The sequence below is a fragment of the Spirosoma sp. KNUC1025 genome (genome assembly GCF_045160025.1).
Taxonomy (GTDB): Bacteria; Bacteroidota; Bacteroidia; order Cytophagales; family Spirosomataceae; genus Spirosoma.
The window spans coordinates 4,509,154-4,521,320 of the sequence record NZ_CP087139.1 but is presented as its reverse complement, the minus strand read 5'-3'; the positions used below and the strand labels follow the sequence as shown (position 1 = coordinate 4,521,320).

The 12,167-nt window shown below is 49.5% G+C and carries 9 protein-coding genes, 1 tRNA gene and 1 pseudogene; 5 read left to right on the top strand and 6 right to left on the bottom strand.

Annotated elements, in window-relative coordinates; translation table 11 throughout:
• The first annotated feature begins 75 nt into the window (after positions 1 to 75).
• Both LN737_RS19855 and LN737_RS19850 read left to right on the top strand, forming a co-directional pair.
• Positions 76 to 1,707, top strand: coding sequence for a SulP family inorganic anion transporter (locus tag LN737_RS19855; RefSeq protein ID WP_405511565.1), 1,632 nt, complete (start codon positions 76 to 78; stop codon positions 1,705 to 1,707).
• Between the two features lie 111 nt (positions 1,708 to 1,818).
• A pseudogene (locus tag LN737_RS19850) lies at positions 1,819 to 3,244 on the top strand (glycoside hydrolase family 30 protein).
• Between the two features lie 169 nt (positions 3,245 to 3,413).
• Here the strand turns inward: LN737_RS19850 and LN737_RS19845 are convergent.
• A complete protein-coding gene (locus LN737_RS19845) occupies positions 3,414 to 4,316 on the bottom strand; it encodes an oxygenase MpaB family protein (protein ID WP_405511564.1) in 903 nt (300 codons plus the stop codon).
• Positions 4,317 to 4,436: 120 nt separating this feature from the next.
• On the opposite strand from LN737_RS19845, the gene LN737_RS19840 reads away from it, so the two are divergent.
• On the top strand, positions 4,437 to 4,655 hold the full coding sequence (locus LN737_RS19840) for a VF530 family DNA-binding protein (RefSeq protein ID WP_405511563.1): 219 nt from the start codon (positions 4,437 to 4,439) through the stop codon (positions 4,653 to 4,655).
• A 23-nt stretch (positions 4,656 to 4,678) separates the two neighbouring features.
• The gene (locus tag LN737_RS19835; RefSeq protein WP_405511562.1) at positions 4,679 to 5,626 is read left to right on the top strand and encodes a glycosylase; all 948 of its coding nucleotides are present in this window, start codon (positions 4,679 to 4,681) and stop codon (positions 5,624 to 5,626) included.
• Between the two features lie 137 nt (positions 5,627 to 5,763).
• On the opposite strand, the gene LN737_RS19830 is transcribed toward LN737_RS19835, so the two are convergent.
• The 5 genes from LN737_RS19830 to LN737_RS19810 form a co-directional block, all read right to left on the bottom strand.
• On the bottom strand, positions 5,764 to 7,110 hold the full coding sequence (locus LN737_RS19830) for a Gfo/Idh/MocA family protein (RefSeq protein ID WP_405511561.1): 1,347 nt from the start codon (positions 7,108 to 7,110) through the stop codon (positions 5,764 to 5,766).
• Between the two features lie 215 nt (positions 7,111 to 7,325).
• A tRNA-Val gene (locus tag LN737_RS19825) sits at positions 7,326 to 7,400 on the bottom strand.
• Between the two features lie 104 nt (positions 7,401 to 7,504).
• Positions 7,505 to 8,818, bottom strand: a complete 1,314-nt coding sequence (locus tag LN737_RS19820) for an MFS transporter (RefSeq protein WP_405511560.1) — start codon at positions 8,816 to 8,818, stop codon at positions 7,505 to 7,507.
• Between the two features lie 86 nt (positions 8,819 to 8,904).
• Complete coding sequence (locus LN737_RS19815) at positions 8,905 to 9,768, bottom strand: alpha/beta fold hydrolase (protein WP_405511559.1); 864 nt, start codon at positions 9,766 to 9,768, stop codon at positions 8,905 to 8,907.
• 80 nt (positions 9,769 to 9,848) lie between these two features.
• The gene (locus tag LN737_RS19810) at positions 9,849 to 10,328 is read right to left on the bottom strand and encodes a hypothetical protein (protein ID WP_405511558.1); all 480 of its coding nucleotides are present in this window, start codon (positions 10,326 to 10,328) and stop codon (positions 9,849 to 9,851) included.
• A 103-nt stretch (positions 10,329 to 10,431) separates the two neighbouring features.
• Between LN737_RS19810 and LN737_RS19805 the strand changes: the two genes are divergently transcribed.
• Positions 10,432 to 12,075, top strand: coding sequence for a T9SS type A sorting domain-containing protein (locus tag LN737_RS19805; RefSeq protein WP_405511557.1), 1,644 nt, complete (start codon positions 10,432 to 10,434; stop codon positions 12,073 to 12,075).
• Positions 12,076 to 12,167: the final 92 nt, after the last annotated feature.

Below are 12,167 nucleotides of genomic sequence, written 5' to 3'. Positions count from 1 at the left end.
AGCTTTTTAATTTATCGTAACGAGAACTGAAATTTGAACGTTACTGCAACGTACTAAAGCCAAGATAACCTTTTTATGCAACGAGTTAGCCCACTTCGAACCCTTGCCAATTATAAAGCAGGCTATTTGCGACAGGATTTGCCCGCAGGTCTGTCGGTCTTTCTGGTTGCCCTTCCACTTTGCCTGGGAATTGCCCTGGCGTCAGGGGCCCCTTTATTTTCCGGTTTAGTAGCCGGTATGATTGGTGGCATGATCGTCGGTATATTATCAGGCTCCGAAGTTAGTGTCAGCGGACCAGCCGCCGGGCTAACCGTCATCGTGGCAGATGCTATCACAAAAATAGGGTCTTACGAAGCATTTCTGGTAGCAGTTGTGCTGGCCGGTGTCATGCAGCTAGTACTGGGGCTGATTAAGGCTGGCCGGTTTAGCAGCTTTTTCCCGGATAGTGTGATCAAAGGAATGCTCGTTGCCATCGGGATTGTCATTATTCTGAAACAGATTCCTCATGCCTTAGGCCGTGATAACGATTACGAGGGCGAATTTGAATTTCAACAATTGGCCGACAGTGAAAATACCATCTCGGAAATTTATCGGGCCATCGAAACGGCCAGCCCTGGTGCTGTGGTGATCAGTTTAATTTCGTTGATCTTTCTGATAACCTGGGAGCGGGTGGCGGGTAAGAGCAGTCGGGCTTTTTTCAAAAACTTTCCGTCGGCACTGGTAGTCGTAATCATTGGGGTGGCTCTAAACGAATTCTTTCGGGTCGCTATTCCCGACTGGTATCTTGGGGATACGGCCCACCAGCACATGGTACAAATTCCAACCATAGCGCCGGGTAAAAGTCTGTTTTCGATTTTCGATTTTCCTGATTTTAGTGTGCTGGGCAATCCCAAGGTTTATGGCGTTGCGGCAACCATTGCGTTAGTGGCTAGTCTGGAGACCTTATTGAATCTCGAAGCCTCAGACCGACTTGATTCACAAAAGCGGGTGTCGTCAACCAATCAGGAACTGGTGGCTCAGGGCGTCGGCAACATGGTGTCTGGCCTGATTGGCGGCTTGCCCGTTACGTCGGTTGTGGTTCGTACATCGGCCAATGTGTACAGTGGAGCTAAAACCCGAATCTCGACCGTCGTTCATGGGCTTTATCTGCTCCTGGCTGTTTTTTTGGGTGGGGCGCTGCTCAACCTGATTCCGTTATCATGTCTGGCTGCTCTGCTGATTCTGGTTGGGTATAAATTGGCCAAACCGGCCGTTTTTAAAAAAATATACCACGATGGCTGGAGTCAGTTTGTCCCGTTTATCGTTACGGTTGTCAGCATTGTTTTTACCGATCTGCTGATTGGGATAGCACTGGGTTCCGTTGTGGGTATTATTTACGTGCTCTATACCAATTTCCAGTCAACGTTTCGGCTGGAACGTAACGGTAAGGAGGTGATGATTGAGTTCGAGAAAGACCTGTATTTTTTGAGTAAACCTCAACTGAAAGAAGCCCTGGGATCGCTCAATACGGGTGATAAAGTGATTGTCGATGGGAGCAAAGCGCCGTTTATCGACCATGATATTTATAACATGCTGCACGACTTCCGCGAAACAGCAAAAGTGCAGGGAATCGACTATGAATTGCGGAATGTGGTGCTCAATCGCCGGAAGCGGAAACGTAAACTTGAGGTGATGGTGAGTCCAACACTGGCAGGTCCGCAGCAATAAATTGTAAAGAAATTCGTCGGGCAGCGTCAGAAAATAGTCAGGTGTGGAACAATTGCGTAGTCAGTTGGCCATAGCTGACTATTTTTGGCTTACTAAATCCTGACAAAACCTATGCCTGGTCTTAAACACTTATTCCTAATTAGTACCCTATCCCTCTTGATAGGTTTATTGGGGTACACGCATGCTCAGCCCAAATCAAAACAGGCAAATACCGATCTGATCGAATTCTGGTTAACTGACCCTGGCCGACGTATTCTATTTGAAAAGCAACCGTCCTTATCGTTTGCGGGCAAGGCGAAAGCAGGCACAGCTATTCATGTCGATGCCTCACAAACGTTTCAACCCATCGATGGATTTGGCTATACGCTGACAGGGGGCAGTGCCATGCTGCTCCATCGGATGGAGGCCGCTGCGCGCAAAGCATTGCTGACCGAATTATTTTCGACAACCGGGAAAAATATCGGGGTTAGTTACCTGCGCCTGAGTATCGGTGCATCGGACCTCGACGAGCAGGTGTTTTCGTACGATGACCTGCCTGAGGGTGAGACAGACCCCACTCTGGCAAAATTCAGCCTGGATCCTGATCGCGAACACCTGATTCCGGTGCTTAAACAGATTCTGGCTATCAATCCCAACATCAAAATTCTGGGGTCGCCCTGGTCTCCTCCAGCCTGGATGAAAACCAATGAAAACTCGAAAGGGGGAAGTCTGAAGTTAACGTATTACAATGCCTATGCTAAGTACTTCGTGAAGTACATTCAGGCGATGGCTAAAGAAGGGGTTCGGATTGATGCCGTTACGATTCAGAACGAACCTTTGCATCCGGGCAACAACCCGAGCCTGCTGATGCTTCCCGCCGAACAGGCGCTTTTTATTAAACAAAACCTCGGACTTGCTTTCAAATCGGCGGGCATAAAAACGAAAATTATCCTGTACGATCATAACGCCGATCGACCAGATTACCCGATTACAGTACTGAAAGACCCCGATGCCCGAAAGTACGTGGACGGATCGGCTTTTCACCTGTATGCTGGTCCTATCAGTGCGCTGACGGAGGTACACAATGCGTTTCCCGACAAAAATCTGTATTTCACGGAGCAATGGATTGGGGCACCCGGCAACCTCAAAGGTGATCTGGTCTGGCATGTGCGGGAACTGATCATCGGCGCTACCCGCAACTGGAGCCGGACCGTTTTGCAATGGAATCTGGCCGCCGATCCGCAGCAGAAGCCTCATACACCCGGCGGTTGTACAGAATGTCTGGGCGCCCTGAACAATTAACGGAAATACAGTGACCCGTAATCCGGCGTATTACAACGTAGCGGTAGCCTCGAAATTCGTGCGGCCGGGTTCAGTTCGTGTGGCTTCCGACCTGCCAAAATCGCTACCTAATGTAGCCTTTAAAAACCCGGAAGGCCGGCTTGTGTTGATCGTGCTCAATGACAGCGCAGCGTCACAGACATTTCTGATCGAGGCTGGCGGAAAGCAGGCTGGTGTTACGTTAGCGGCCGGTGCAGTTGGAACGTATGTGTGGTAAAAAAAGAAAGCCAGACAACCGAAGTTACCTGGCTTTTGGGTTTCGCTTTTTGATAGGTTCCTATTACTAAAATTCCTCTCTCAAGCGAAAGACAACTATATAACGGGATCGGTCAGGCAGTTGTTTGAAAAAAGTCAATTATTTTTTTTAACCATCTTACTACGTAGCATTACGGTTCAGAGCTCGGCTCTTTGCGAAGATGTGCCGGGCCAACAGCCTCAATATCGGGTGGTCCGGCTGGGTAATACCGAAATTTGGTCTGCTCGATCAGTGAGGGATACGGTTTGAAAGTCAGCCAGCGTAGCGGCCATTTCCGAATCCATAAAGCCCCTTCTGCCATGGCAATAAACCAGCTAGGTGGACGCTGGTAGCCAAAAGCGGTCCGCAATTTGTCCTGGATCAATGCAGAAAAGGTTGGACGTACCAACGGATGCAGAAACCGGGGAAACCAGCCCTGCACAATCTTGACCGTAGCATCGGCAATCCGTCGGTTACTTTCCGTGAACCGGAAGTGCTTCTCTTCGTAGTTTTCAGAAAAGGTGCGAAGCTCAGCCAGGGTATTGGGTAAACTATGAAGATGCATACGCTGGCCCACTTCCCGAAAGAAATAAAAAAGAGCCTGCTCCTCCGATTGAGTTAACTGTCGCCATCCATAGCGATTGATCCAGTCTATCGGGTAAAAAACAAACGTAGCCAGCACAAACAGAAAATCGGCGTTATCGATGCGGTAATGCCCGTGAATATGGTTCATGTGGGCAATGGCGCGTTGTCCTTTTTCGCTGTCGTACCCCGATTCCATAAACTCCGCAATCAATCGACTGGTATCGTCATAGCGTTTCTGGCCGTGGTGCTCAAACTCGCCGGTACGTACCAGCAGACCCGACACGCGCGGACTGGCATACGTATGAAATAACGCCAGTTCAAGCGCCCGCGTAATATCGAACGGAAATTCATAGGCCGTCAGCAGATACACCATCCGCTGGTGGTCGCGGGCGGGGTCGAGCGTTCGTAATTCGCGCTGAACCGCTGAATTGCGAAACAGACCGAATCGTTTGGTATAAGCAGCCGGCATATATTTAATGAACGGACTTTCTGAGTCAATGTTTTTGGCAACGGATGCCCTTCCTGTAAAAATAGAGCCAAAATTGATAACTTGCGATTACCAGTTTTTGAGCCCACAGTTTTTGTTCGTATGATCAATTCTCAGCCTAATAATCCCCTGCATGGTAAAACTCTCGAAGTAATTTTGACCGAGCTGGTAACGCATTACGGCTGGCGTGAACTGGGGCAACGAATCAATATTCGCTGTTTTACCGATAATCCAAGCATTAAATCTAGCCTGACGTTTTTGCGTAAAACGCCCTGGGCGCGCCAGAAGGTTGAAGACCTGTATCTGAAAATGAATCCTTAATACAGTATAATCCAACGCTGAACGTGAACGCAACCCTTACGTTTCTTGCCCTGCTGCTGTCTTGTCTGTTTGTCGGAAACGGGCTAATGCTGGATACGCCATCTCTTCAACCGCAAGACAATCCTGTATTCCCGACTGAACTCGTCCGGTTTGTGCCCTACAAAACCAATCCGATTTTTACGGGTACGGGAACCGATACCTGGGATCAGAAAATTCGGGAGCGAGGCTATATTCTGCGGGAGGGTGATACGTATCATCTATGGTATACCGGCTTTAAGGATGGACTCGACAAGAATAAATACCTGGGTTATGCTACGTCGTCGGATGGCTATAACTGGACACGGTATAAAGGCAATCCAATTCTTACCACAAGCTGGGTAGAAGATATGAACGTGGTCAAAGACGGCAATACGTATTATATGTTTGCCGAGGGAAAAGAAGATATAGCACATCTGCTGACCTCGACCGACCGTATAAACTGGCAGGAGAAAGGGCCGCTCGATGTCCGATATGTCAACGGGCAACCCTTAACCAAAGGGCCTTACGGTACGCCAACAGCCTGGAAAGAGGGTGATACCTGGTACCTGTTCTACGAGCGTAGAGATCATGCCATCTGGCTGGCTACGTCAAAAGACCTGAATGTCTGGACGAACGTGCAGGACGAACCCGTTCTGGAGAAAGGACCAATGGACTATGACCGATATGCCGTTGCGATGAATCAGGTTATTAAGTACAAAGGACTCTACTACGCCTATTATCATGCATCCGGATTTGCCGACTGGCACGACTGGTCGACCAATGCAGCTGTCTCGAAAGACCTGATTCACTGGACGAAATATGCCGGTAACCCAATCGTAGGCGGGAACAGATCCAGCGGGATTTTAGTCAACGATGGGCAGCAGTATCGGCTTTATACCATGCACCCGGCGGTTAATGTCTTTCTGCCTGCGCCAAACGTAGAGAATCGCTGAGTAGGGGCTGTGCTTAACAGGAATTCAGGACGTAGTGCCCCGTCAAAATAAAAGAGAATTGCCTTGAAGATTGCTTGTCTCCTATGGTACGTATGGCCAGTATTAACTGCCATACGCACCACAGGGTCATGATGCCGTTAAACGACAGGCAGTTTCCAGCCGTTATGGTAATGAGCTGCAATGAGCGCATTGGCCTGCGGGTCGTTCTTGAAACCTTTAGCGGCAGCATCCCAATAGACCTTGCGTCCGGTTTTATAGGCGATATTGCCCATATGCGCGTTTATGGCGGCAATGCTTCCCGTTTCGATACCGCACTTCAGCATACTGGCATCATTGGCTTTGATGGCCTGCACAAAGTTTTTGGTGTGTTCGTTGAGGTAATCGCCGTTACGTGCCTGCTTTGGGATGTCTTCGACTTTGTAGACTTTGATGCCATTTTTGGTTTCTGTTTCGGGTAGCAGTTCCCAGCCGTCGCGGTTGAGTACCAGCGTTGCGTTGTTCCCGATAAACGCAATGCCTTCCGTTCGGCCATAGTTACCGCCATCGATCCCGGTGGCATGTTCCCAGAGCATGTTAAAGCCCTCATATTCATACACAGCCTGTAACGTATCGGGTGTTTCAGAAGCATCATCGGGATAGGCAAGTTTTCCGCCCGAAGCCATGACTGATTTGGGCGCTTTGGCATTCATGGCGTAAAGCGCAATGTCGATTTCATGGACACCCCAGTCGGTCATCAATCCACCCGCGTAATCCCAGAACCAGCGGAAATTGAAATGGAAACGATTGGGATTGAAGGCCCGTTTGGGAGCGGGACCAAGCCACATATCGTAGTCGACGCCAGCCGGTGGGGCACTATCGGGACGAACCGGAACGGGGTTCATCCAGCCCTGATACGCCCAGACTTTCACCAGACGAATGTTGCCCAGTTTGCCCGACCTGACGTACTCGATGGCTTTGGCATAATGTGAACCGCTACGTTGCCATTGCCCTACCTGTACGAGTTTGTTGGATTTGCGGGCTGCGGACAGCATCAGGTTACACTCCTCAATGCTGTTGGCTAGCGGTTTTTCGCAGTATACGTGTTTTCCGGCCGACACCGCATCAGTCATGGCCATGCAGTGCCAATGGTCGGGCGTACCAATAATAACAGCGTCGATGTCTTTGTTTTCCAGCATTTTACGGTAATCCTTGAAAAGCTGGGGCCGTTTGTGCTGGATGGTTTCAACGTCAGTTGCTCGCTTGTCGAGTACGCTCTGATCAACATCGGCAACCCCAACGCACTCTACATCGCTCAGGAGCAGATGGGAGCGGAGGTCCGACCAGCCCATACCGTTGCAGCCAATTACGCCGAGTTGAAGTTTGTCGTTGGGAGAAATTCGTTTTCGCTGACTGGCAATCGCTTCCAGCGTCGGGAGACTGATTAAGCCTGCGCCTGTAGCGGCAACAGCTGATTTGCGCAAAAAATGCCTGCGTGTGGTTTTCATTAGCTTGTCGGGGTTAAGGTATAGCCTGAGTGGTCTGGCAGTAAAAGCAGACTCGCTAATGAAACTAATCAACGTAGACGTAACAAGCCGCTTCGTGGATGATTATACGGTCAGGAGTGACCATGTTGACCTACTACAGGAGCGGAATGCCTTGCTGACTTAGCGTTGGAAATAAAAAAGGACAGACGCCGTCGATACGTGGTCTGTCCTTTCTGTAGGAAGTAGCGGGCTCGAACCGCTGACCTCTGCTCTGTCAAAGCAGCGCTCTGAACCAACTGAGCTAACCTCCTTTTTTAATGAATACTAGTCAATGAGTACTGAATAATTGATGACCCGGCTCATGGTATTAGTCAGTTTATAGTACCCACTCTTCATTCGCTCCGGGGTTGCAAACTTACAAAACTTCCTCTGTTTCCAAATGAGCACGGTAAATTTTTTGCGACGGAATTCGCCACAACAGCACAAAACCCAGCACGAATAAAGCCAGCAGCGCCAGAACACTGTTGCGCATACTACCCGTAAGTTGCTCAATCAGCCCATACACCAACGTACCGAAAACAATCGACGTTTTTTCCGTTACGTCGTAAAAGCTGAAATACGAAGCCGTATCGGTTGTGGCCGGAATAAGCTTGGAATAAGTCGAACGCGATAGCGACTGAATACCGCCCATGACCAGACCTACAACCCCTGCCAGAATAAAAAACTGCGACTCTGTTTGCACGAAGTAGGCAGCCGCACAAACGCCAATCCAGATAACCACTGCCGTCATCAAAGCGTAGGTATTACCCAGTCGTTCGGATAAGCGGGAAAAGCCGTATGCCCCCGGAATCGCCACTAACTGAATTAGCAGGATGGTGATAATTAGGCTCTGACCGGGTAGTTTCAACTCGTCGCTGCCGAAAATGGTCGCTACGTACATTACCGTTTGCACCGCCATGTTGTACACAAAAAAAGCAACGAGAAACCGCTTGGCTAAAGGACGTTCCTGTAAATCGGCCCATACGTAGCGCAATTCCTTAAAGCCATTCAGCAGATAGTTGCCGGTTTTAGCCGTCGTTTTTTTTACGCCATCGGGCAGCCGGTTAAAGGGTATCTGAGCGAAACCTATCCACCATACACCGACGGTCAGAAACGCGATTCGAGAGGCCATGGCTTCGGATGTATTGCCAAACCACTCCCGTTTGAGAATCACCAGTAAATTAAATACCATGAGCAGTACGCTCCCGATATAACCCATCGAAAACCCGCGCGCACTGACCCGGTCGTATTGATCTTCCGTAGCGATGTCGGGCAGGTACGAATTATAAAAAACAATACTGCCGCTCCAGCCGATCAAGCTGAGCCAGAAGCAGATAATGGCAAACGTAGTAGTCTCCTGGGTAAAGAAATACAACAGGCTGCAACTGATGGAGCCCGTATAGCAAAACGCTTTCATAAACGCTTTTTTTCGACCGCTGTAATCGGCGATGGCCGTACAGATTGGCGATAGAAGCGCGGTAAACAGGAATGCTGCCGAAATGGTGTAAGAAAAAAGAACCGAGTTTTTGATGGATAAACCCAAAAAATTAATGGTTGTTCCGCCCGATTCATTGAGGGCCGTAGCCGAAAAGTAAACCGGAAAAATACTGGATACGATGACCAGCGAGTGCACAGAATTGGCCCAGTCATAAATCGTCCAGGCGGTCAGGGTACGGGGGTTGTTCTTCATGGAGAAATGATTGAATGATTGAGTGACAGAATGATTGAATAGGATCAGGGCTGACAATCAAGCTATTCAATCATTTTATCACTCAATCATTCAATATTAGTCAAAAACTCAATAACCGCTCGGGTAAACGCATGATTTGAATCGCCGGCAACCATATGCCCGGCCTCGGCTACGTTCACACTTCGGACGTGCGGGACCGCATCCAGAAATTCGGCTACAATTTTATCACTTACTACGTCGCTCATGCCACCCCGAACGATAAGCGTCGGAACACTAAGGGCATGGGCGGCCTGATACAGGCGCTCTTCGTTGCGGGTTTGTTGCAAAGGGCCGGTGTTCTGCCTCCATAAAGCCAGCATCTTTGGGTCCCAGTGCCAGTAGTAGCGTAACGCACCGGTTGGACCTTCCCGCAGCCGTAAATTTTTTTCGAGTCGGCTATGGTCAGATGGGCGCGGGCGATGGGGGAGGTAAGCCGCCACAGCCTCAGCGGCTTCATCCAGACTGGCGAATCCGTTCAGATTGCCACTCATGAAAGCGAAAATTCGTTCGATGCCTTTTTGCTCGGTACGTGGCGCGATATCGACCAGTACGATAGCGGTGCAGATGGATTCAGTATCGGGCGGTCGTTCGCCTTCTGCGATCAGGGCGGTCATGCCACCCATTGAGGCACCAACCAGCGCTGGCTTTTGCGAGAGTTGACTAGCCACCGAACGCAGATCACTGGCCAGATAATCTAAGCTGTAATGGCTTTCGAGCGACCAGTCACTATCGCCATGACCACGTGCATCCAGCGCGATGGCGTACCAACCCGCATCGGCGAGCACTTGAGCCGTATCGCCCCAGGAGTGGCGGGTTTGGCCACCCCCATGCAATAGCAGGACCGGCGGGTTAGCCGGATTGCCCCACGCATCTCCCCGCACAAAAAAGCCCGGTTCTGTTTCGAATTCCATAATGATTGAGTTGATGAATGATTGAATTGCTGATGTTTAAAGTTTCATTCAATCATTCATCAACTCAATCATTCAATCATTTATAAAACCGCATCGAAAACCAGATTGATGTCGGCATCTTTTCCATCGACGGGAGCGCGCTGACGGAGAATAAGCTTGGATTTAGTTAACTGAACAATGGGGAAATTGCCTTTAAAACCGCTGACGTCAACATCAATCGACTGGTTGTCGGTGGCCAACGACCAGGTGCCGCCATTGATGACGGAATTGGATTGCTTTGGGTCAAGGGCACGGACCGTGCCATTATTCCGGAACTGCATGTTCAGATCAAACAGAATCTGTGTTGCTAAATTGAGCCGACTTTTGTTGATGTCCTGCCCTTCAGGCGTGGTTATGCCACTAACCCGCCAGTTGTTTGCCACCAATAAATCGGTTTGTGAAGAGGTTGTGGGCGTTGGCGTGTTGCCATCGTCCTTTTTACAACCCGTTAAAACGCTTAAAAAGAGGCTGACAATGAGTAAAAATTGCAGGGTATTCAGCACCCGAAAAGTCTTTTTCATAAAGTTTGTATTTGGCATAGTAACGACAAACGATTCGTTATTCGTTTAGTGGATGGGCCGTATCAAGCCCCTAAATTCCGTAGTTTTACCGAAACTTCAAGCAATGCGCGTTCCTTTCGGCTTATTCTTCCTGTCGGTAACGGCGCTGTTACTGACCCGTTATCATGGGGCAATAGCTCAGCAACAATGCGCTACCCGCCTTACGTTTTCGCCGGTTAGTCAGCCCAATCAGATTGAATGGAGCAAGTTTCCGGATTTTACATTTCCATTTCCGGTTATCTACGGCGGTCCCCGATTCAATGACAATCAGGCCAGTCCGTTACGTCATGGCTTTAGTCATCTGGTAAGCATACAACCCAACGAGGGAGGTATGGTGCAGGCCAGGCAACAGGCTGTGGTATACTATGGCTTTGCAACGGGCTTAAATCAGCCGTGGGAAACTCTGGAGAGCCCCTGGGAAAACGATATGAACGCTTACTACGCCAAATGGGACGGGTTTCTGGCAGGACTTTCTAACGGGCAGAAAAACGCTTCCGGGAAGTACATACTGTCTATTGGTCGATTGGCGCTGGATATCGAACGGATTCAGGAAACGGATACGCGAATTTTGCGGCTCAAACAGGATGGGCGCATTCCCGTTATTTACCGCAACTTGGCAGATGCTGACTTCGTTGCGATGTACAAAAAGGATATGCGAAACCTGTATGCTGAAGGACTTCGCTACATCCGTCAGCACGCTGATCTTACGGGCGTCACGGTGAGCAGCTATGCCGATACGCCGGTGCTGAATACATACCTCAACGTACCAACTTTTAGCTGGGCCGACTGGACAACCAAACTCAATCTGACAAACTATCTGGTTCAGGACGTCAACGGTACAGGTATTGGTGGGCCGTATTATGAGCAACTGGATGCCCTTTCGCCGTCTGCCTATTATTTCTACGATTACCCCAACCCACTGGCGCAGGATTACTTACCGTATTTATTATTTCAGGTGGAAGTTAACCGGGCCTGGAGCAATAAACCCGTAGTGCCCTGGATCTGGATGCGTTATCACGACAGTTCGAGCAGTGGACTTCAGTTCATCCAGCCGTTTATGGCCGAAGCAACGGCTATTTTTCCGTTTTTCTCAGGAGCCGCCGGGTTATGGCTTTGGGAAAATCCAACGCTTGGCACCGATCGAAACGATGTCTATGCAGCTTACGAACACTTTACGCACGGTTTATTTCGGCTGTCTCAGTTTGCCGATATGTTTCAGGGAAATTATGAGCTGGTAATCGAAACATCGGCGCGTGACCTGATGGACAAACAGTTGCCAGTTTGGCGGGGCGTTGCCAACGGGAATAGTATATTGATTGCGGCTCAAAATTCTTATGCGGCCGATGGGCAGAAAACAAGCCTGACTGTTAACTACAAAACCTGGCAACAGACCATCGAACTGACCGGGCGGGAGGTTTATCTGTGCCGCTTCGACATGGGCAACGTAACGGCCACCGAACCAGCCCTGCCCAACGTAACAGCATCGCCCAATCCGGCGCAAAACATACTGTCGCTAACGTTTGATCAGCTACCCCCCGCGTCGACCACCATCGATTTACTGAACACACAAGGGCAATCCGTCGTTAGAAAAGCAGCCACCAGCAAAATCGAAACGCTGGACGTAGCCAGTTTAGCTGCCGGGTTATACGTTCTCCGGATTCAAAACGAAAACCGGATTCAAACAAAAAAAATAGTCATTAGTCATTAGCCGTCATTGGTCATTTGTAGTAGTCACTGGTCATTAGTTAGCTGCTACGTTATTTAATGGCCAATGCCTAATGACCAATGACTTTCTGACAA